The sequence below is a fragment of the Marinobacter sp. genome (assembly GCF_041690455.1).
Lineage (GTDB): Bacteria > Pseudomonadota > Gammaproteobacteria > Pseudomonadales > Oleiphilaceae > Marinobacter.
On record NZ_JAWLHI010000069.1, the window covers coordinates 1 to 21286 of the forward strand.

At 59.5% G+C, this 21286-nt stretch carries 22 protein-coding genes; 8 read left to right on the forward strand and 14 right to left on the reverse strand.

Annotated features, from left to right (window positions below; genetic code table 11):
- The first annotated feature begins 257 nt into the window (after positions 1-257).
- The 4 genes from ACESMW_RS15225 to ACESMW_RS15240 are packed head-to-tail and all read left to right on the forward strand — an operon-like array spanning position 258 to position 4872.
- Positions 258-1058, forward strand: coding sequence for a C39 family peptidase (locus ACESMW_RS15225; protein WP_372987863.1), 801 nt, complete (start codon positions 258-260; stop codon positions 1056-1058).
- Between the two features lie 56 nt (positions 1059-1114).
- Entirely contained in the window at positions 1115-2125 is a 1011-nt protein-coding gene (locus ACESMW_RS15230) for a transporter (RefSeq protein ID WP_372987864.1), read from the forward strand.
- A gap of 38 nt (positions 2126-2163) precedes the next feature.
- Positions 2164-3789 (forward strand): OmpP1/FadL family transporter, encoded by a 1626-nt coding sequence (locus ACESMW_RS15235; RefSeq protein WP_372987865.1) that lies wholly within the window; start codon positions 2164-2166, stop codon positions 3787-3789.
- 30 nt (positions 3790-3819) lie between these two features.
- Entirely contained in the window at positions 3820-4872 is a 1053-nt protein-coding gene (locus ACESMW_RS15240; protein ID WP_372987866.1) for a MalM family protein, read from the forward strand.
- Between the two features lie 12 nt (positions 4873-4884).
- Here ACESMW_RS15240 and ACESMW_RS15245 read toward each other — a convergent pair whose 3' ends face one another.
- Together ACESMW_RS15245 and ACESMW_RS15250 are read right to left on the reverse strand one after the other, a co-directional pair.
- The gene (locus ACESMW_RS15245; protein WP_372987867.1) at positions 4885-5910 is read right to left on the reverse strand and encodes a polysaccharide deacetylase family protein; all 1026 of its coding nucleotides are present in this window, start codon (positions 5908-5910) and stop codon (positions 4885-4887) included.
- Positions 5911-5934: 24 nt separating this feature from the next.
- Positions 5935-6591, reverse strand: a complete 657-nt coding sequence (locus ACESMW_RS15250) for a DNA-J related domain-containing protein (RefSeq protein ID WP_372987868.1) — start codon at positions 6589-6591, stop codon at positions 5935-5937.
- 154 nt (positions 6592-6745) lie between these two features.
- On the opposite strand from ACESMW_RS15250, the gene ttcA reads away from it, so the two are divergent.
- Entirely contained in the window at positions 6746-7666 is a 921-nt protein-coding gene (ttcA, locus tag ACESMW_RS15255) for a tRNA 2-thiocytidine(32) synthetase TtcA (protein ID WP_372987869.1), read from the forward strand.
- Positions 7667-7681: 15 nt separating this feature from the next.
- On the opposite strand, the gene ACESMW_RS15260 is transcribed toward ttcA, so the two are convergent.
- The 9 genes from ACESMW_RS15260 to ccoN all read right to left on the reverse strand — a co-directional run bounded on the left by ACESMW_RS15260 (position 7682) and on the right by ccoN (position 16354).
- Positions 7682-8356 carry a sulfite exporter TauE/SafE family protein gene (locus ACESMW_RS15260; protein ID WP_372987870.1) on the reverse strand — a complete coding sequence of 225 codons (675 nt, stop codon included), beginning with the start codon at positions 8354-8356 and terminating at the stop codon, positions 7682-7684.
- Complete coding sequence (gene ccoS / locus ACESMW_RS15265) at positions 8356-8604, reverse strand: cbb3-type cytochrome oxidase assembly protein CcoS (protein WP_372987871.1); 249 nt, start codon at positions 8602-8604, stop codon at positions 8356-8358. Before ccoS ends, ACESMW_RS15260 begins: the two co-directional genes overlap by 1 nt.
- A 37-nt stretch (positions 8605-8641) precedes the next feature.
- Positions 8642-11089, reverse strand: coding sequence for a heavy metal translocating P-type ATPase (locus ACESMW_RS15270; protein ID WP_372987872.1), 2448 nt, complete (start codon positions 11087-11089; stop codon positions 8642-8644).
- Entirely contained in the window at positions 11086-11601 is a 516-nt protein-coding gene (locus tag ACESMW_RS15275) for a FixH family protein (RefSeq protein ID WP_372987873.1), read from the reverse strand. Before ACESMW_RS15275 ends, ACESMW_RS15270 begins: the two co-directional genes overlap by 4 nt.
- Positions 11602-11652: 51 nt before the next feature.
- Entirely contained in the window at positions 11653-13083 is a 1431-nt protein-coding gene (gene ccoG / locus ACESMW_RS15280) for a cytochrome c oxidase accessory protein CcoG (protein WP_372987874.1), read from the reverse strand.
- A gap of 139 nt (positions 13084-13222) precedes the next feature.
- Positions 13223-14113 carry a cytochrome-c oxidase, cbb3-type subunit III gene (ccoP, locus tag ACESMW_RS15285; protein WP_372987875.1) on the reverse strand — a complete coding sequence of 297 codons (891 nt, stop codon included), beginning with the start codon at positions 14111-14113 and terminating at the stop codon, positions 13223-13225.
- Positions 14110-14295, reverse strand: a complete 186-nt coding sequence (locus tag ACESMW_RS15290; protein ID WP_183705609.1) for a cbb3-type cytochrome oxidase subunit 3 — start codon at positions 14293-14295, stop codon at positions 14110-14112. Before ACESMW_RS15290 ends, ccoP begins: the two co-directional genes overlap by 4 nt.
- Before the next feature lie 4 nt (positions 14296-14299).
- Positions 14300-14908: a cytochrome-c oxidase, cbb3-type subunit II gene (gene ccoO, locus ACESMW_RS15295; protein WP_343810288.1), complete on the reverse strand. Its 609-nt coding sequence runs from the start codon at positions 14906-14908 to the stop codon at positions 14300-14302.
- Positions 14909-14923: 15 nt separating this feature from the next.
- Positions 14924-16354, reverse strand: coding sequence for a cytochrome-c oxidase, cbb3-type subunit I (gene ccoN / locus ACESMW_RS15300; RefSeq protein ID WP_372987876.1), 1431 nt, complete (start codon positions 16352-16354; stop codon positions 14924-14926).
- A gap of 220 nt (positions 16355-16574) precedes the next feature.
- Between ccoN and ACESMW_RS15305 the strand changes: the two genes are divergently transcribed.
- Positions 16575-17228, forward strand: a complete 654-nt coding sequence (locus ACESMW_RS15305; protein ID WP_372987877.1) for an alpha/beta fold hydrolase — start codon at positions 16575-16577, stop codon at positions 17226-17228.
- Here ACESMW_RS15305 and ACESMW_RS15310 read toward each other — a convergent pair.
- Entirely contained in the window at positions 17197-19062 is a 1866-nt protein-coding gene (locus ACESMW_RS15310) for a diguanylate cyclase (protein ID WP_372987878.1), read from the reverse strand. The two genes, ACESMW_RS15305 and ACESMW_RS15310, sit on opposite strands and share 32 nt — an antisense overlap.
- A 112-nt stretch (positions 19063-19174) precedes the next feature.
- On the opposite strand from ACESMW_RS15310, the gene rlmM reads away from it, so the two are divergent.
- Positions 19175-20248 carry a 23S rRNA (cytidine(2498)-2'-O)-methyltransferase RlmM gene (gene rlmM, locus ACESMW_RS15315; RefSeq protein WP_372987879.1) on the forward strand — a complete coding sequence of 358 codons (1074 nt, stop codon included), beginning with the start codon at positions 19175-19177 and terminating at the stop codon, positions 20246-20248.
- A gap of 30 nt (positions 20249-20278) precedes the next feature.
- Here rlmM and ACESMW_RS15320 read toward each other — a convergent pair whose 3' ends face one another.
- Positions 20279-20569 carry an antibiotic biosynthesis monooxygenase family protein gene (locus ACESMW_RS15320; RefSeq protein ID WP_372987880.1) on the reverse strand — a complete coding sequence of 97 codons (291 nt, stop codon included), beginning with the start codon at positions 20567-20569 and terminating at the stop codon, positions 20279-20281.
- An 87-nt stretch (positions 20570-20656) separates the two neighbouring features.
- On the opposite strand from ACESMW_RS15320, the gene tusA reads away from it, so the two are divergent.
- A complete protein-coding gene (gene tusA, locus ACESMW_RS15325; RefSeq protein ID WP_372987881.1) occupies positions 20657-20896 on the forward strand; it encodes a sulfurtransferase TusA in 240 nt (79 codons plus the stop codon).
- Between the two features lie 13 nt (positions 20897-20909).
- On the opposite strand, the gene ACESMW_RS15330 is transcribed toward tusA, so the two are convergent.
- Positions 20910-21286: thioredoxin family protein (locus ACESMW_RS15330; protein WP_372987882.1), on the reverse strand; the 377-nt coding region annotated here is incomplete at its 5' end.

Below are 21286 nucleotides of genomic sequence, written 5' to 3' on the forward strand. Positions count from 1 at the left end.
CTCCTGGGGGTGGTCTTTACCCTCTGACAACCGGCGGTTACTCCCCCCCGAACCTTGCTGAGCAGATCCAATGGCTTCTGGGGGGGATTGCTGTTCTTGCCATGAACCAGTTCTCAAAACGTTGTTTCAGGGAAGCTTCTGCACAGACAGATTTGAGGCACAGTTATCTTTAAGGGTCCCGGTATTTCGGTATCTTACCGTAACAACATGTAACCCGATGAATGCCGCGGGTCATAAAAACAGGGACTTCATCTGACATGCTGCTGGTGCTCGCCGGATCGATTCTTACATTCACCATGGTGCAGGAGGCAACCGTGCTGGAGCCGTTCGACAAGGGCTCCATTGTGATCGAGCAGGACGTGGATGCAAGTCCGGTGAAGCTGCGCTCCGATTTCCGGGTGGAGCCACTGGTCGAGCAGAAGTACCGCAACATCGTCCGGCAGGCCTACGACTACAGCTGCGGCAGTGCGGCCCTGACCACCGTGCTCAATTACTACCTTGGCCGCACCCTGTCGGAACGCCAGGTGATGGAGGGGCTGCTGCATTACGGTGAAAGCGAACGGATCGTTCAGCGCCGCGCCTTCTCCATGCTGGACATGAAACGGCTGGTGACGGCGCTGGGTTATCCGTCCGGCGGCTTCCGGGCGACCATCGAGGATCTCATCGACCTGGATCATCCGGCGATCGTTCCCATTCATCACGCCGGCTTCAAGCACTTCGTGGTGCTGCGTACCATCCGGGATGGTCGGGTCTACCTGGCGGATCCCTCCGTGGGCAACATCTCCTTCACCCTCGCCCAGTTTGAGGAAAAGTGGGATGACAACGTGCTGTTCATTGTCTTTCCCGGCAGCGACAAGCCCCTCGATAACCTCGAGCTGAAAGAGGAAGACCTGCGCTTCGTAGATGACCAGACAATGACCCTGCTGGCTCTGGAACGGATTCCGGTGTTCCACGAGGCCACGGAGAGACGCATTAACAACTTGCTCGAACGCCAGAAGAACAATCCGGACGGTAGTGTCGAAAACACCCGAAAACAATTGCATTACCGCCGTAACTAATTCTCCGGGTGCAAGATCCGGCACAGAATCACTACAAATAAAATAAGGGAGTCAGGATGAATCGTTGGTTTGTGCGAGGTTTTATCCTTGTTTCCGCCACGGCGCTGTTTCCAGGCACAGTGCTGGCACAGGAGGGAAGCGTGGACCAGGCGCGGGAAGCGCTGGCCAGGCAGGAAGGCGACGAAGACGCCTCCAAACAGCTGGAAGAAGTGTTTCAGGCTGCCGAGAAGAACTACTCTCTGCAGAAAAAGGGCACCCACTCGCTGAACTACTCGTTCGATTATTCCTATACGGCGGATCAGCGTCTGGATCTGGCCATCACCAATGGTTCGGTGCGCAACCTGGATGTGGTGCCATCAGCCACCCACAACTTCACCAATGCCTTTTCCTACGATTACGGCCTGCTGGATAACCTCACCGTCGGCACCCGTATCCCCCTGGTGGTGAAATACGATACCGAGGATGAGCTGAGCATCTATGATTTCGGCGACGTGTCCTTTACCGGCCGCTGGCAGCCGTTTGCCTATGTGCCGGGCAAGATGTCGACCACCTTTTTCGGCACCCTGACCACCAAGACGGGCGTCAGCCCCTACGAAATCGACATCAAGGAACAGCTGTCCACGGGCAGCGGTTACTATTCCGCAGGTGGCGGTGTAAGCCTGTCCAAGGTGCTGGATCCGGTTGTGGTTTTCGGGTCTGTCAGCGCCACCTACAACCTGCCGGCCGAGGACCTGAATCAGGTGCGGGGTGCCCGTTTGCTGGTTGAGGTCGAGCCCGGCTTCGGTCTGTCCGGTTCGGCCGGCTTTGCCTACTCGCTTTCTTACGACATCTCCCTGAGCATCTCTGCCCAGTTGAGCTACAGCGATGAAACCATCCTGACCTTTTCCAACGGCGAGCAGGCTGTGGCCCAGGACCAGATGACCGGTTTCCTGAGCATGTCACTTGGTACCCGGGTCAGTGATACCACCATCGTGAACACCAGTCTGGGCATCGGCCTGACCGAGGATGCACCGGACTTCTCTCTCGGGGTATCCCTGCCCATCAACTTCTCTGGCCTCAAAGAGTGAGCGGTGCGGTCCACGAATCACGGGAAGGGAAGGAATTGATGGGACATAACAGCCACAAACGGCAGATTCTCGGGGCGCTGATCGCCACGACCGTCTCGTTTGGTGCCCAGGCCCAGCTGGCTCAGAACCTGACCATTCATCCCAAGGCCCTGGCGCTGGGCAATGCGGTCACGGCCGATCCTCCCGGCGTGATGGCCATTCACTATAATCCGGCGGGTCTTACCAGGCTGGACGGTCGTCAGCTCGAAGTGAACCTGATGAGCGTCTACCTGGATATCGATGCGGATTTCACAGCCCCGGAGGGTTACGAGATCTTCGGTATCGACGGCCTGGAAACCGACCCGCTGACCGGCAAGCAGCGTGATCCGGTCGCCAATACCCACAGTCACACCAATAACGTCGCCCTGTACCTGCCGGGTTACGGGATTCTGCGGGCGCCACCGGGACCGGCCATCGCGCCCTCGGCCGGGATCAGTGTCAATCCGCCGGGATCGAAGCTGACCTTTGCCAACGCCTTCTACCTGCCCCTGGCTGCGGGATTCTATCGCGACAAGGACGATCCCGGCCGTTATCAGCCCCAGGCCACCGCGTTGCAGCGGACTACCTACCTGTCGCCGACGGTCGGTTACGAGATCAATGACGAATGGGCGGTGGGCGCCGGGATTCACCTGTCTCATATGGGGATCGCTGCCGACCAGTACATGCGTGCGCCCAACATGCTGCTCGGAGTTGCCGAAATCCTGCAGGACGCCTTCAACTGCGAGAGCGGAGACGAGCCCCTGCAGCCCTGGCTGGCGTTGTGTGGCGGTAATGTCGGGCCCTGGGATGACATCGGTGCCCTGAATATCAATGTCCAGGAAACCCTGTCGCCCACCTATGCCCTGGGAGTGATGTGGGAGCCGACGGACTGGTTCCGGTGGGGGACGAGCTACACCTCCGAAGCTGACATGAACATGAAGGGCACCTTCGAGATCGAGTATACCGACGACTGGTCAGGGTTCTGGCAGAGCGTCAACGGCTCGGTACTCGGGGCGATCACCTCGGCGATTCTCAGTCTGCCGTCCGGCGCACCCCGGGAAGCCGGTAACGTCAGCATGGACCTGGTCTACCCCCAGCACTTCCAGACCGGCATCAGTGTGGATGTCCATCCGAAACTGACCCTCAATGCCGACATCGGCTGGACCGACTACGCCCAGTGGGATGCCTTCGTCTTCCGTTTCGACCGTAACCTGGAGTTCCTGAATGCCGCCCGGATTCTCTCCCCGGACAATGCCACACCCAATACCCTGCGTCTGCCCCTGGGTTTCAAGAGCCAATGGAACTGGGCCTTTGGTGCCGAGCTGCATGTGTCATCTCGACTGGACCTGCGCGCCGGCGTGGAGATCCGGGATTCGGTGATTCCCGACGACCAGCGTCAGGTCATGGCGCCGTTCGGTGGTGCCAACCTGTACAGCGTGGGTATGGGCTACCAATGGGACAAGGACACGGAGATCGACATGAACCTCAGTTACCTGCACTCCGTCGAAACCATTCCCGCGGATACCAGCTGTAACGTCAACTGCGATAACATCACCAATATCATCTACAACCCCTATGCCGGTCTGGATATCAAGACCTCGCTGCGGGTTGTGATGGCCGGCCTCAGTTTCCGGACGAAATTCTGACCGCTGTGCGGACATCGAAAGGTAATCTCTGTGACCCGTAAAGCCTGCCGCCAGATCCCGATTGTTGTCGCTCTCGCCACCGTGCTGGCTGGATGCCAGCTCGGCAGTTTGCCGACCAGTGAGCGGGAAGGTTACTTCACCTGGGTGGATGAGCAGGGACGGGTACGCTATTCGCCGATTCCCGAAAAAACCTCTGCCAAGGGCAAGGATAGTGAAGCGGGGCCGGATGCAGCGACACAGGCCGCCGATTCGTCCGGCCAAGAGCCGGACAGGCCTCCGGAGCTCCAGCCCGAGGAGGAATACACGCTGGAGAACTACCCGGACGCCGAGCAGCTGGCCCGCGATGGCTATGTCCGGCCCGGCGAGCCGAGGCCCTATTTCACTTGGCGGGATGCCGAAGGCAACATCCGGGTGAGCTACTACACGCCGGACACCCGCACCGATGTCCAGAAGGGCAGGGTGCCGCCACCCGTCGAAATCACTCCGGCCTCCATCCACCAGCCCGGTGCCGCGCCGGTACCGGAGACGCCTGTGGAGGGTTACGACCCGGACGCCATGGCCATTCTGGGCGTGGACGAGGAAGCCGGTTTTTTCAGCCAGTTTGCCGAGAGCTGTTGCCAGACCCTCAGCACACGGGAGCGCCAGTCCTGGATCAGTGGCCGCGAATTTGAAGTGGATATCGGTGACGCGTCGGACAGCCATGATTTCGCCACCGGAACCAGCCCTTTTGCGCTTGTTGCCTTGCCCGATGCCCGGCACCACCCTGATTTTGTCTTCAGACTGCGTTCTTTTGCCCGCGATGGACTGTTTGTGCCGTCACTGGCCTTCCTGGATGAGGAGCTGCGGCCTGTCCGGGTGGTGACCGACATGGCGATGGGGTTTGAACCCGAGAGCTGGCATTCCCGGGCCTACCTGCAAGCCTGGATGCCGGCCTTTCCGGCCCGGGGTGAGCGCTGGATGGTGATCTTCACCCGGGCCCAAGACCTGAACAGCCAGACGGTGCTGGAAACCGGGCAGGGCCCGCAATCCATTCCCCACGTCAGCACCGGGGAGCTTGGGCTCGAACTGGTTGTCGAGGATTAGCCTGGTTGCCAGTCAGTCCTCCGGCTGGCTCAGGTCCAGCCAGGGCTGGGACAGCCAGTAGAAACGGCCGTCGCCGGCGGGATGGGTGCAGTTGTAGCGAAAGCGGCGGCTGTTGAAGGTTTCTGGTGCCTGGACTCTGACCATTCCATCCCCAACGGTCTCGATATCAATCCTGCCCATGCCTGAGGCAAAGCAGGTGAGCCGGCCGGAGGACAATTTCTCCGGCAGCGGAAACTCGAGGATCGGTGGATTGCCGGGGATCACCCCGTCAGGCAGGTTTCCTGCGTCGACAGGAAAGGCACGGCTGAGCAACTTGTTCTCCAGGCTACCGAGCTGGCCGTAGGCATTGGCCATGGGAAACCGGGGCAGCCGGGTCGGGGACGAATAGACGCCAATGGGGCCGGAATGCTGGCTGTAGCCAAGCCAGCCCCGGTCCGAGAGACGATCCTCCAGGGGCGAATCGAATTCCCCGTATGGGTAAGCGAACATCGGGGTGTCGATGCCGAGTCGCTGCTGCAGTTCTTTCTGTGCGCCATCCAGACTGTGTTCAATCCGCTGTTGCCACTGATCTTCGGGTTCATCGGGTTTCCGGGCAAGATGCCCGTGATCGGTGCTGTGGTTGGCCAGGGTCACACCTTCGCGGCTTGCCAGTTCCTCCAGTTGGTCCCAGGTCATGTAACCGGTGCGGCCGACGGCGTCGGTGTTGACGAAAACCGTATAAGGGTAGCCCCGGTCCGCCAGCATCGGTGCTGCGGTGGTATAAACGGATTCGTAGGCATCATCAAAGGTCAGGGCGACCGAGTTCCGGGCTGTCCCTTGCTCCAGAGCCTGGCGTGTACCCTCCAACAGGGGCACCACCTCCAGCTCGAGATCCCCGAGCATGTTCAGCTGGGCTTCGAACAAGGATTCGGAAGTGCTGGTGGAAGGCGGGGTGGCATCGCTCACGTGGTGATACTGGAGCACTACCAGATCTGCCCTGACAGCTGTGCTGAGGGTGGCCAGCGTGAGAAAGGCGAAAACAATGTTTCTTGGCATCATGGGTTCCCCTGGTCTGGCGGTAAGTCAGGCCGAAAGCCGGAAGTGGGTCTTGAGCACGGAAAAGGCATGATTCAGTTCCTGAACCGAGGCGGTATCGCCCCCGCGGTCGGGATGCACCGCCATAATGAACCGCCGGAAGCGGTGCTTGACGGTGCCAAAGTCGCCGGGTATGGCGTCGAAACCGAGTACCTGTGCCGCCTGGAGCAGCTCGGACCGCGCCGGAGAGCGTGTCGGGCGCCCTGACCAGAAGTCATCCATCATTCTGCGGATGCTGTCCCCGGGCATTCGGTACTGGTCCAGATCAAGGTAGAAGCGGCGCAGCTCATCCTCCTGATCCGGCAGGCCGGTGCCGGAAACGACAAACTGCGGTTTCAGCCGGATATCCAGCGGAGAGATTTCGAGGCTCTCCCCGGTTTCGGCCAGTTGGTCCCGGAGGCGGTAAAGCACGTGGAACAGCAGGAAGTGAATTGGATAGAGCTTTTCCGGGTCCCGGAAGCTGACCTCGCCGATCAGTTCCCAGGGGGGCGCCTGGAGCGAGCGGATCAGAGCCAGCTCACTGGTGCCCCCGGGCGCCTTGCGCAGTTCGTGCTCCACGGCCACGAGCAGGTGCTGGATCTGGTGATCAAGCAAACGGCCGGACGCTTCGGTGTCCTTGTGATCGGTCAGGGCGGTATCTGTCATGGAGGGTATGGTAGGGGAGAGTGCGGCTACAGGGAAGGGCTGCCGCAGTCTCCTTGCCCCGCCAGGTTGCAGTATATCCTTATCCGGTATCCTGTCCCTGATACCCGGTGATGCGTATAATCGCACCCTCATTGACCTTACGAACGTGGTTGTTATGTCCGAAGCTATGATCGCCAATGCCGCTGACCAGTCGCCCGCTTCCGAGCAGGATCGGCGCCAGAAACTGGAGCTGAACAAACTGCAGAAACGTTTGCGCCGTGATGTGGGGCAGGCGATTGCTGATTTCTCGATGATTGAAGCCGGTGACAAGGTCATGTGCTGCCTGTCCGGTGGCAAGGATTCCTATGCCATGCTGGATATCCTGCTTAACCTGCAGAAAAGCGCACCGGTCTCCTTTGAGTTGATTGCGGTCAACCTGGATCAGAAGCAGCCAGGCTTCCCGGAAGAAGTGCTGCCGGAATACCTTGCTTCACTGGGTGTCGAGTACCACATCATCGAGAAGGACACGTACAGCATCGTCAAGGAAAAAGTGCCTGAAGGTAAGACCACCTGCGGTCTTTGTTCGCGTCTGCGTCGGGGCATTCTCTACAATTTTGCCGAAGAGCACGGGGTTACCAAAATCGCCCTCGGCCATCACCGGGACGACCTGCTTGAGACCCTGTTTCTGAACATGTTCTACGGCGGCAAGCTCAAGTCCATGCCGCCGGTACTGCACAGTGATGATGGCCGCAATACCGTGATCCGCCCGCTGGCCTACGCCCGCGAAAAGGACATTGCCCGTTATGCGTCCCTGCGGAAGTTCCCCATCATTCCCTGCAACCTGTGTGGCTCCCAGGAGAACCTGCAGCGCCAGGTAATCAAGGAAATGTTCCAGACCTGGGACAAGCAGCACCCGGGCCGGCTGGAAACCATGTTCCGGGCCCTGTGCAATGTCGAACCGTCCCATCTGGCCGATCCAAACCTGTACGACTTCAAGGAAGGCAAACGCCTTGGAGGCAAGCGCCAGGCGGTGGTTCAGTCCGCGGAGCCGGACACCAGTCCGGATTTCGGTCGGCTGGATTTGCTGAACATCTAGGTAACCGGACTCCCATCAGAACAGCGGTAGCGTCCAGATTCCAAAAAGGATGAGCAAGGCACCACTGGCTTTCCGGATAGCCTGGTGTTTTTGCAGGCCACGAACCCAGTTGGCGGCATAGCCGGTCGCCAGCATGGAAGGCAGGGTGCCGAGACCAAAGAAGAACATGGTCAGGGCTGCCGAAGTAACCGTAGGCTGTAGCGCAGCCCATCCCAGGGTGCTGTAGACCAGACCACAGGGCAGCCAGCCCCAGAGCGCGCCGAGCGCCAGCGCCTGGCCCGGATGGTGGATCGGCATCAGGCGGCGGGTCAGGGGCGAGAGTTTCTGCCAGACCGGGGCGCCGATCTTCTCCACATAGCGAATACCCTGCCACCACTGTCCCATGGACAGGCCCATGAAAATCAGCAGCAATCCCGCGATGGTCCGCAGTACGATGCCGGCCAGGGTCCACTGGCTGGCGGCTCCGGTACTGAGCACCGCGATCAGTGCCGCGATCAGGGTGTAGCTACCGATTCTTCCGAAATTGAAGGCCAGTAGCATCAGTGACTGGCGAAAGCGGAATCCCCGGCCCACCGGCAGGGTCATGGACAGGGAGGCGCTAATGCCGCCACACATGCCCAAGCAGTGGGTGCTGCCGAGCAGACCGATCAGGAAGGCGCTGGGATAGCTCAGGTAAAGGTCTGCTGTCATCAGCTCTTCGGCCCGGTGTTGTCCCGGTCTTGCTCCTCGGTGCTCTGCTCCGTTTTCTCTTCTTCCTGTTCCGATTTGTCGGTTCTGGCTTCCCGGGGAATCATGTCCTTGTCATCATCATAGAGGATACGATGGGCCGGGCCTTCCACGTCGTCGTACTGGCCGTTCTTGACCGCCCAGGCAAACAGGGCAATCCCCACGGCAACCAGAATGAGCATCAATGGTACGAGGACCATTACAATCTGCACGGCACTTACCTCGTCATGAAGTGTGTCTTTTACGTTATCAGGACAATGCCTGAGTACCAACCGGTGTTGGTTCGGCCGGGGCCCGGGTTGCGCTGGCACTCAGCCTGAGGGCATTAAGCACCACGATCAATGAACTGGCAGACATGCCGATGGCAGCCAACCAGGGTGGTACCAGGCCAGCCGCCGCCAGGGGCAGGGCACACAGGTTGTAAGCCAGGGCCCAGATCATGTTCTGGCGGATGACTCGACGGGTCTGCCGGCTGGTACTGAGCGCTTCCACCAGCTGCAGAAGCTGGCCATTCAGCAGAACCGCATCGGCTTTCAGCTGGGTCAGGTCCGCGGCACTCCCCATGGCCACCGAGAGGCCGGCTCCGGCCATGGAGGGCAGGTCGTTCAGGCCGTCGCCTACCATCATTACCTTGCGCCCCTCGCGGGTGAGCTGCTCCAGCACTTCCAGCTTCTGTTCCGGCGATGCCTGCCCGATCGCTTCGGAGATGCCCAGCGCCTCGGCGATACGGGCCACGTGGCCGCTCCGGTCACCACTGAGCAGGATAGTGCGGATGCCCTGGTCCTGCAGGGCCCTGATGGTTTCGGCGGCATCCTCCCGGGGCTGGTCGTCGAGCCGAAAGCAGGCCAGCCATTCGGCTTCGGAGACCAGCCAGATTTCCATGCCGGTATGTTGACCACGTTCCGGAACAGGGGCGTTGGTGTGCTCCGCCACAAAATCCAGATGGCCGATGGCGTAGTTGTGTTTCCCGTGCTGCCCGGTCAGGCCGCCGCCGAGGTGATTGCGGACGTCTTCCATGGCCGTTGCAGGGCGGTCGTGGAAGACACGGGCGATGGGGTGCTCGGAAAACTTTTCCAGGCCGGCGGCCAGGCGCAGGCAAGTGTCGTCATCAAGGCTGCCAACATTTTGCTGGCCCACCAGGCTCAATTCGCCCCGTGTAAGCGTGCCGGTCTTGTCGAAGATGACCGTATCGACGGTATTCATGGACTCCAGGGTGTACCCCCGGGTAGGCAGAAATCCCAGTTTCCGCAGGCGCATGGTGGCCGCGGTGATGGCGGTGGGTGTGGCCAGGGACAGGGCACAAGGGCAGGTCACCACCAGCACCGAGAGAGTGATATCGAACGCGTTGTCTGTCCCAGCCAGCCACCAGCCGATCCAGACCAGCGGAGCGAGGATCAATACCCGGCCCACAAATTTGCCTGCGATCCGATCCGCCATGCGGGCAACCGGCGGTTTCTCCGACTGGACCCGGTCGAGGACCCGCAGGATGCCGGAGAGTCTGGTCTGGGCGCCGGATTTTTCCACCAAGACATCGAGGGGGTTCTCGCCGTTGATACTACCGGCGTGGACCTTGTCGCCGGGCCCCCGTGACTCCGGTAGATATTCTCCGGTCAACGCCGCCTCGTTCAGGGTGGATTCACCCCGAACAATGCTTCCGTCTACAGGCAGGGTTTCGCCAGGCCGCACCCGGACCACGTCGCCGGGCCGGATGTCGTGGGCCGGAACTATATCGGTTCCGTCTCCGTCCACCCTCGCCGCAACCGCCGGCTGGAAACCGGCCAGGGCATTGCCGGTCAGGCCGGCCCGGTAGCGGGCCTGGACTTCCACATAGCGACCGAGCAACAGGAAGAAGGTGAACATGCACACCGATTCAAAATAGACCTCATCGCCCCCGAACACCGTCACCCAGGCGCTGGCGGCATAGGCCAGGCCAATGGCGATGGCGACGGGAACGTCCATGGTGAGGTGCCGGCTTCGGATATCGCGACGGGCATTGCGGAAAAACGGCCGGGCACTGTAGAGCACCACCGGCGTGGCTACCAGCAGGCTGAACCACCGGAAAAAGGAGACAAATTCTGGTGAAAGATCATTGACCAGTTCGAAATACAGCGGAAACGCCAGCATCATGCTCTGGAAAGAACCGATCCCCGCCACCGCGAGCCGGATCAGCATCGAGCGGTGTTCCGCTTTTAACTGTTGCTCGACCTCATCGGCCTGGTAGGGGCGGGCGGTGTAACCAAGCTGGTGGATCGCGATCAGCAGGTCGCTCAGCTTCGCCTGATCCGGCGACCAGACCAGTCGTGCCCTTTGGGTGGTGTGGTTCACCGAAAAGCTCTGAACTCCCGGCTGTGTCTTCATGTGGTTTTCAAGCAGCCAGATACAGGCGGCACAGGTGATGCCGCCAATCAGCAGATTCGCTTCCTGACCACTTTTCACGGGCGAGACAAAGGATTGCTGGACCAGTGGATGGTCCAGCTCGCGCAGACGAGTGAGCTCGGAGCGAGAAAGTTCCCGGGGTGTTACCGCAGGTTCGGTCCGGAAGTCATAGAATCCGGTGAGGCCCTCATTGTGGATGGTCTCGCAAACCGCTTTACAGCCCTGACAGCAGAAATGCCTTGTGGTGCCTTCAAGCTCCAGCGTGATCGGCGGATTCCCCTCGGCGGGTTCACCGCAATGGAAACAATCCAGGGCACTCACCCCTTGACGGGTTTTTCCGCCCGAATAGTCAGTCCATCTTCCGCCGGCAGCCGGGCCTCCCCTTTGAGGCGCCATGTGTTATCCGGTCCCTGAAGATCGTAATACCAGCGACCTTCAATTTCCTGGAGCATGGTGCCGGAGTAGTACCCGCCACCCTCATTACGGAACTGGATGGTGCGGTCCCGCTCGGCCAGAGTCGGATGGAACAGGTTCAGGATTACATAGGGAAACTGTGCCGGACCTTCCTCGGTATTGAGCTTCAGCGTAACCTCGCGCTTTTCAAAGCTCATTTCACCGATCATGCCCATGTCATAGGCCTGTTGGTCACGGGCAATGGCCAGGTTGATGCCACGCCCTTCCTTGGAGTAGTCATCCGTCACCATGGTGTCTTTCATGTTGCTGGCAACAACAATCATGACGGTACACCAGATAATAGCCGCCAGCGGAAAAATGGTCAGGAACCAGAACCAGGGCTGGCGGTACCAGGGTGCGACCGGAGCGTGTTCACTCATAATGCTTCATCTCTTTTCTAGCCGGTGTGTCGGGGGGGCCAATTCTACAAATCAGCGCGTTGGACCGACAAACCGGCTTTCAGTTTCAAGTTTCAGTGACGAATCTGTTTCGGAAACCGCCTGGAACCGGATCTCGTTGTTGGATTCGGAGATGGATTCCGGTGGAACGTCCACGACGGTCGGTACCGAACGGTTCTCGCCACTTTCTACGGTTACCCTGGTGTCGGTCAGGATCTGGATGCCCTCAAGGCCACTCACGGAGATGGAGAAGACCTGGGGCACTTCGGTCATGTTGGCAATCTTCAGGGTATAGGAGTTCTCAATCCGTCCCTGACCGTTAAAGCTGTACAAAGCGCCACGGTCCCGCAGGGCGTCCATCTGGGCCGGAACCCGGGTCGCAATGGTGAAGATAATCGCTCCAATCATCAGCGCCAGCATGATGCCATAGCCAAAGGTACGGGGACGAAGCAGTTTGGAGGTCTTGCCCTCCAGTTCGTTCTCCGTGGTGTAGCGGATCAGACCCTTGGGATAATTCATTTTTTCCATGACTTCGTCACAGGCGTCGATGCAAAGGGCACAGCCAATGCACTCGTACTGGAGACCATCCCGGATATCGATGCCGGTGGGGCAGACCTGGACACACTGGCCGCAGTCAATACAGTCACCGAGGCCCAGTTCGTTCGGGTCAATGCCCTTCTTGCGGCTGCCTCGGGGCTCGCCACGGTTCGGGTCGTAGGACACCACCCGGGTGTTCGGGTCGAACATGACCGACTGGAAGCGGGCATACGGGCACATGTACAGGCATACCTGTTCGCGCATCCAGCCAGCGTTCAGGTAGGTGGCGACGGTGAAGAAGGCCACCCAGAAGTAGGCCCAGCCATTGGCATGCAGGGTAAACAGATCGCCAATCAGCTCCCGGATGGGGTAGAAATACCCGACAAAGGTGAGGCCGGTTGCAAGGGCGATCAGCAGCCAGACTGCATGCTTGGCAGATTTTTTTGCAATTTTTGCACCGGAATTCGGTGCCTTGTCCAGCTTCATCCGCTTGTTGCGGCTGCCCTCGATCCGTTCCTCGACCCACATGAAGATAAAGGTCCACACCGTTTGCGGACAGGTATAGCCACACCAGACCCGACCAAACAGCGTGGTGATGAAGAACAGGCCGTAGGCACAGATTATCAGCATGCCCGAAAGCAAAATGAAATCCTTGGGATAGAAGGTCATGCCATAGAGGTGGAATTCCCGCGCAGGAAGGTCGAAATGGATCAGCGGCTGGCCGTCGATGGTGATCCAGACGAACAGGAAGTACATGCCCATGAGCAGGGTCAGGCTCACATTCCTGATACGCTGGAAGAAGCCTTTCACTTCCTTGACATAGATCTTCTTTCGGCTCGCGTAGAGCTCGACGGTCTCGGCTTTTTTATTGTTGTTGGAGGAATCTGACGAAGGGTCAACCTGTTTGACCGGAATCTCACTGCTCATCGTAACCTCCCGATGAAAGGATAAAGCGGGGAGCGGGCCTCGGCGGGTCTGCTGATCTTTTCAAGCCTGTGCCCGCATGGGCAGACACAGGGTTGAAAAGACCGCGCCAGGGCAGGAAAGCACCCTGGCCGGATCATTCTCAGTTGGACAGGCTGTACACGTAAGCCGCGAGGATCTGGATCTGGTCCTCGGACAGACGTCCGGCCTGTGCCGGCATCTGGTTCTGGCGGCCATTCATGACTGTTTCCTTGATCCAATCATAGGTGGAGCCGTAGAGCCAGGTGTTGTCAGTCAGGTTCGGTGCACCCATCGCCTGCATGCCTTTGCCGTCCGGACCGTGGCAAGCCACACATGCCTGGGCGAAGACTTGCTCACCGGCCTTGGCTGCTTCGGCGTCCTTTTCACGACCGCTGAAGCTCAACACGTAGTTTACCACCTGGTCCACCTGCTCGTTGGTCATGCTGGGCATGGTGCCCTTGGCGGGCATGTTGCCCATGCGGCCATTGTGCAGGGTTTCCAGGATGGCATCAGGTGTGCCGCCGTAAAGCCAGTCGTCATCGGTCAGGTTGGGGAAGCCAACCTGGCCACGTGCAGCAGAGCCATGACAGACGGCGCAGTTGTTGGCGAACAGACGCTGGCCGATTTTCAGGGCGTCCTCGTTGGTTGCCAGCTGCGGCACCGGGGTATCGCCATACTGAGCGTAGATTTCACCGTATTTTTCCTCAGCAGCGGCCACTTCGGCTTCCCACTGGTTGGTGGAAGTCCAGCCCAGCAGGCCCTTGTAGCTGCCCAGGCCCGGATACAGAGCCAGGTAGCCCAGGGCAAACACACAGGTCGCCATGAACAGATAGAACCACCACTTAGGCAGCGGGTTATCGTATTCCTCAATGCCATCGAAGGAATGGCCCATGGTCCGGTCTGTTTCGACATCAGTGGTCTGGTTCTTGCGGGTCGCCCACAGCAGCCAGACACAGCCAAATACAGTACCGAGCACGATCACACTGATCCAGATGCTCCAGAAGGTACTCATTGTTTCTTCTCCGTCTTTTCCTGTTCGAGAGTACGCTTTTCCACTTCGTCATCGTCGAAGGGCAGGTGCGCCGCTTCGTCATTGGCCTTCTTGCGGTGGGCGCTGTAGGCCCACCAGACGATTCCGAGGAAGACCGCCATTACCAGAAGGGTGTGAATTCCGCGTAGCTCATTGATATCCATGGGGTCACCGTTTGTCTGAAATCACAGTACCCAGCTGTTGCAGGTATGCGACCAGCGCTTCGATTTCGAATTTACCCTGTATGTCGGCGGACGCAGCGGCAATCTGCTCGTCCGTGTAGGGCACGCCGAGTGTTTGCAGGGTCGTCATCCGGTCATCGATGCTTTCATGATCGACACGGTTTTCGAACAGCCAGGGGAACGCCGGCATGTTGGACTCCGGAACCACGCTGCGCGGGTTATACAGATGCTGACGCTGCCAGGCATCGGAATAACGGCCGCCTACACGGGCCAGGTCCGGACCGGTACGCTTGGAGCCCCACAGGAACGGGCGGTCATAGACGAACTCGCCCGCGACGGAGTAGTGGCCATAACGCTCGGTTTCCGCCCGGAACGGACGGATCTGCTGGGTATGGCACACGTGACAGCCTTCACGGATATAGATATCCCGGCCTTCCAGTTCCAGAGCGGAGAGTGGCTCGAGGCCCTCGACCGGCTCGTTGGTCTGCTTCAGGAAGAACAGGGGCACCACTTCCACCAGGAAGCCACCGCTGATGGTCAGGATGATCAGGATGATCATCAGACCAATATTCTTTTCGATAATTTCGTGTTTCATCTGATCTCTCTCCCGTTACGCCGCCTGAGCCGCAGCACTGTCCGCTGCAACCGCTTCTTTCTGACGAACGGTCATGTAGACGTTGTAGGCCATCAGCAGCATACCGGTCAGGAAGATGACGCCACCAAGGAAGCGGACGAAGTAACCCGGGTATGAGGCTTCCAGGGCTTCCACGAAGCTGTAGGTCAGGGTGCCGTCCTCGTTCACTGCGCGCCACATCAGACCCTGCATGATGCCGTTCACCCACATGGCAACGATGTAAAGCACGGTGCCGACAGTCGCCAGCCAGAAGTGGACGTTGATCAGGGCGGTGCTGTACATGGCCTGCAGACCCCAGAGTTTCGGGATCAGGTGGTAAACCGCACCGATGCTGATCATGGCAACCCAGCCCAGGGCACCGGAGTGCACGTGGCCGATGGTCCAGTCAGTATTGTGGGACAGTGCGTTTACCGTCTTGATGGACATCATCGGGCCTTCGAAGGTGGACATGCCATAGAAGGACAGGGAGACCACCAGGAAGCGCAGGATCGGGTCGGTGCGCAGTTTGTGCCAGGCACCTGACAAGGTCATCATGCCGTTGATCATGCCGCCCCAGGACGGAGCCAGGAGGATCAGGGACATAACCATGCCTGCAGTCTGGGCCCAGTCAGGCAGGGCGGAGTAGTGCAGGTGGTGTCCACCGGCCCACACGTAAGTCGCGATCAGCGCCCAGAAGTGGACGATGGACAGACGATAGGAGTAGACCGGGCGGTTGGCCTGCTTGGGAACGAAGTAGTACATCATGCCCAAGAAGCCGGCGGTCAGGAAGAAGCCTACGGCGTTGTGGCCATACCACCACTGCATCATGGCGTCGGTTACGCCGGCATATGCAGAGTAGGATTTGAAGGCGGTGGCCGGCAGGGCCATGTTGTTACCGATGTGCAGAGCCGCAACGGTGATGATGAAGGCGCCGTAGAACCAGTTGGCCACGTAGATGTGCGGCGTGCTGCGCTTGGTGATCGTGCCGAAGAACACCAGGGCATAGACTACCCAGACCACCGTAATGGCGATATCGATCGGCCATTCGAGTTCGGCGTATTCCTTGGTTGTTGTAAGGCCCATTGGCAGGGTGATTGCTGCTGCCACAATGATCGCCTGCCAGCCCCAGAACGTGAACGCCGCCAGGCCGTCCGAGATCAGGCGGGCCTGACACGTGCGCTGGACCACGTAGTAGGCGGTGGCGAACAAGGCACTTCCACCAAAGCCGAAGATGACGGCGTTGGTATGCAGCGGCCGGAGCCGGCCGAAGTGGGTAAAGGGCAGGTCGAGGTTGAGGGATGGCCAGACGAGCTGCGCTGCGATCAGCACACCCATAGCCATTCCTACAATACCCCATACCACTGTCATGATGGCGAACTGTCTCACCACCTTGTAGTTGTATGTCAGGTTTGCATTTACTGTGCTCATAGCCTTACCAATGGGTTTAGGATGGGGAATTATGCGGGCGCAAGTATGGAGAAACCATTAGCTGTTTGCAATGACTCAGGTCAACTCCTGATATCCGTCAAATTCACCGAAATCAGCGACATGGCGAGCATGTGAATCATTCGCGAAGAGGGAGATGCGCCCCGGGTAATTGCTGCTTGCTCTGGGTATGATAGTCCCTGATCTGGCAGAGGTGAATTCAGTGGAATTGATTAAGAGCAATTACTACGAAAATCAGCCGAAAGTCGTACTGATTCTGGCCCATGGCGCCGGTGCACCGGCTGATTCTCCGTTCATGGAAGAACTGGCCGGAGCCCTGGATGCCGAAGGGATCGCGGTGGTGCGGTTCGAGTTTCCCTATATGGGGAAGCGCCGGGAGGATGGCAAGAAACGGCCGCCGGACCGGCAACCCCGACTTCTTGAGAGTTTCCGAAGCGTTCTGGAGGAAGTCCGGTCAGAGGTGGGGGATATGTGCCCGGTTCTGATCGGGGGTAAGTCCATGGGCGGTCGAATGGCCAGCCTCCTGGCAGCCGAAGACAACGGGATCGACGGCGTTGTCTGTTTTGGCTATCCGTTTCATCCCCCGGGAAAGCCGGATAACTGGCGCATCGACCATTTTCCCCATATAGAGCGCCCCATGCTGGTGATCCAGGGAACCCGCGATCCGTTCGGCAAGCCGGATGAGGTGAACGAGCGACAAAGTGAGCTCGGGTCCTGCCAGCTGGTATGGCTGGAAGGAGGTAACCACGACTTCCAGCCCCTGGCCCGTCAGGCGGAGACCCGGCAGGACCTGATCAGGGAGGCCGCCAGCCAGGTTCGCGCTTTTATTGAGTCGCGGGTGCGCCCCAATCCGTGAGTTCCGGCTCTGCGATCTCTACCCGATCACGCCCGGAGGCTTTGGCCTGATACAGCGCATCGTCGGCGCGGCGGAACAGCGTGCTCTGGTCCTCCGGGGCTGCGAACTCTGCTACACCAGCACTCAGAGTCATGGTGAGGGTCTTACCGTCGGGCGTATCCAGCGGCGTGTTCCTCAACTCATCGAGTATCGCCTGGCATACCTTGCGGGCGCCATCATTGTCGGCGCCGGGTAACAGCACGGCAAACTCCTCGCCGCCAAAACGGATGGCAATATCCCTTGGCCGTTTCACATGGCGGGTCAGGATATCGGCAATCAACTGCAGGCAGGTGTCCCCGAAACCATGGCCCCAGGTGTCGTTCACCGCCTTGAACCGGTCGGCATCGATCAGGGCAAGCGTCAGCGGTTGACCGGTTCTCCGGGCCTCGGCACAGAGCTCCGGGAGGATGTTGTCCAGATGCCGGCGGTTATACAGGCCGGTCAGGGGGTCGTTCAGGCTCAGTGCAGCCAGTTTCCGGTTGGCCTTCTCAAGTTCCCGCATGGCGTTGCGCAGTTGAGAGGTGCGTTGGTGAACCTTGAATTCCAGCTGGGTGCGGGCTTTGTGCTCCACCTCGAGCAGTTTCTGGTTCAGCAGGCGCCAGCGCTGGACCATGGCGTAGTTAAGCAGAATGACCTGGCCGCCGATGGTTACCTGCATCAGGGACTCCCGGGCCAGGAAGTCGGCCAGATAGCCGAAAGCCGCGAGTGCGTATATGAGGGCGCCGGCCAGCATGACCATCCAGGACAGCAGGTACCAGATGGCGGGTTGATAACCCTGCCGCCAGCGAATCCCCGCTGAGATCAGCAGGCTAGCGATGACGCTCAGAGCAAGAACCGTGTTCAGGATGATGGTCTTGTTGTAGGGCAGGATGAAGGTCAGTGCAAGAAAGACGATACAGAACCAGGCCTGGGCGTTGAGGGTGGTGTTGGCGAGGGTATCCGGCCTCACTTCCAGGAAAGACCGACCGAACAGGGTCATGGCCAGGGCGCAGAGTCCCAGGGCCAGAGGAATCGAGGTGTTGGCAAAGCCGGCGCTCTCGGGCCAGAAATACTGGTTGGCAAAACCGCCCATGGCAAACAGAAACAGGCCCATCGCGGCCATATAAAAGGCATTGTAGAAGTAGTAAACGGTCCCGGAACTGAAGAACAGCAGCAGATTGAAGGCGGCAAAGATCGCCAGTGCCCCGTAGAACAGGCCGTGGGTAAGGGTCAAATGATTGCTGGTGGAGATGACCTCGGCCGGAGTCTCCAGGGACAGGGGGACGTTCAGTGCGCCACTGCTGCGGATGCGGATCGTAACCTGGAGCTGCTCCTGCACTCCGAGGGTGACGGGCAGCAGGAAATATCGATAATCTATGCCCCTGGACGCAAACGGGTATTGGTCGCCGGTTGCCAGTCTCCGGGTGGTGCCATCGCGGGTGGAGGTCCAGAATGTGACCTCATCGAGCAGGGGATAATCCAGCTCGAGGTACCAGAGCCCCCGGGTTTTACCGCTATTGTCCAGCTGCAGCTTCAGCCAGTAGACGGATTCGGTATGGCTGAACACCAGGTCGTGGCCGTCAGCCGGTGTCCACGCCAGTGATTCCGGAAGTTCCTGTGGTGATGCGGCCCGGTGGGCACCGTCTTCCGGTTCGGCGCTGTGGTAGCAGACATAGTCCATCAGGTGGTGCCGGGCACTGTCGTCTGCGACATCCAGAGCCGGGCATTGCCCCGGAATTCCGGGCTTATCAGCCCAGGCCAGGGCAGACAGGCAGCAGATTATGGCCGCAGACATCAGCCGGGTCAGGAGTGGCATTCAGTGTTTCCAGCAAGAAAGTGAGCTGGAAGTGTAGCCAGCGTACACAAGTTTCACTGTTAAACAGTTTCAAATTTGCGGGTTTCAGGTCGGAATCCGCCACAGGGGCAACATGGAACAGATACTCGCATTCTGTCGGCCCGGCTTCGAGGCAGAGGCCGGGCGTGAACTCACCGATTCCGCGATGGAATCCGGCCTGTATGGCTTTTTTGAACCAGCCAGGGGTGAGGGCATTGTCTGGTTCTCTCTGCCCGGGCCAGAGCTGGCGGAAGAATTGTTGGCCAGGGTCAGTCTGGAGAACCTGGTGTTTGTCCGGGACTGGCTGGTGGTGCTTGGCCGGCTGGAGCTGCCGGCGGAAGACCGTGTGGGAGCAGTCATAGAAGGCCTCCGGCAGCTTGACAGAGGCATGTCGGAGTGTGCCCGCGTGGAAGTCCGGCTGCCGGAGAACAACACTGACAAGGACCTGGGCAACTTTGCCCGCAAATGGGTGGCGCCCTTGTCCAAGGGGCTGCGCGGTGCCGGATTGCTGCAGGCCGTGGAGGCAGACACCCTCGCCCGTCTGGAGATTTTTCTGCCGGATTTTCGTCACGCAGTGGTCGGGTACAGCCTCCGGAGTAACCGGGCCCGGTTCGTAGGAGGCATCCCGCGGCTTCGGCTTCCGGCCTCGGCTCCGAGTCGCTCGGCGCTGAAACTGGAGGAGGCCTGGAAAGTGTTCCTGCCCCCTGAACAGGAGCTGGATTACCTCGGGGGTGGCAAGAAAGCCGCTGATCTTGGTGCCGCACCCGGTGGCTGGACCTGGCAACTGGTACGTCAGGGCATGCTGGTGACCGCAGTCGACAACGGCCCGATGGACCCGGACCTCATGGCGTCCGGTCAGGTTGAGCATGTGCGTGCCGACGGATACAGCTGGCGGCCGAAGCGCGGAATCGACTGGATGGTCTGCGATATTGTGGATCAGCCGAGAAAGACGGCACGGTTGGCGGTGGATTGGGTCGGCTCAGGGTTTTGCCGGTTCACCGTATTCAACCTGAAGCTGCCCATGAAAAAACGCTACGAGGAGTGGCTGATCTGCCGGGAAATCATCGAGAAGGGGCTGGCACAGGCGGGCGTCGGCTTCCGACTGCGTGCCCGCCACCTGTATCATGACCGGGAAGAGATCACCTGTTTTATCGAGCGCACGGGCTGATCCGAAGGGGCCAGGGGCAACCGGATGGAATCAGATTGCGTTCTGCTGCAGAACCGTAATGGCTTCATCCTTGTCCATCATGGGAACTAGTTCTGTCATCAGTTCCTTGCGTTCCTCGGAACGGTACCAGCGGTCCCAGTCGGCTTCCGATCGCCAGTTGGCGAGGGTGATCCGATGGTTGGGGTCGTGGCTGTCGACCAGGGTCTCGCCGGAGATGAATCCCGGCGCCGCCACCGCCTGTTGCAATACCAGGCGGGCCCGTTGTTCATAGGCGTCTTCCAGGGTTTCTGCGATATGGCGTTCGATCAAAACCCGTATCATGGTTTTCCTCCGTATATTTTTACCTGCTATAAACAGGAATTTAGCACGTATTCCTGAAAAATCAGCTTAGCCAGAAGGAGTGATCGTTTGACGGCCAGTGAATTTGACGCCGAACTTGATGCCCGGGGACTGTTTTGTCCGGAGCCGGTGATGATGCTCCACAACCGCATCCATGATGTCGAGCCCGGCGGTGTGTTGCGTGTGGTGGCGACCGATCCGTCCACCACCCGGGATATTCCCCGTTTCTGCCAGTTCCTCGGCCACGAGCTGGTCAGCCAGGAGGAACAGCAGGGGGAATTTATCTATCTGATCCGTCGTGGCGGGTGATTCCGGGCCATTATCAGGTGCGGATCGGCAACCCGTCGAGGTGGGCCAGGAACTCCTTTTTGTCCATCTCGCCCAGGATTCGCTGGTCCTGAATTTCCTCGCCATTGCCCTGGTAGAACAGGATTGCAGGCGGGCCGAACAGGCCGAGTTCGTCCAGCAGGGCCTGCTGCTCGGGCGTGTTCCGGGTCATGTCGATCTGCAGCAGTGTATAGGATGACAATGCCTGGCCAACCTGGGCATCGCTGAAGACATTGCGCTCCACGACTTTGCAGGAAATACACCAGTCCGCGTGGAAGTCGAGCATGACCGGTTGATTCCGGTCCCGGGCAGCCTCCAACAGCCTCCGGATTTCCGCCGGTTGCTCGACCCGCTGGAACTCGGCATGGCTGC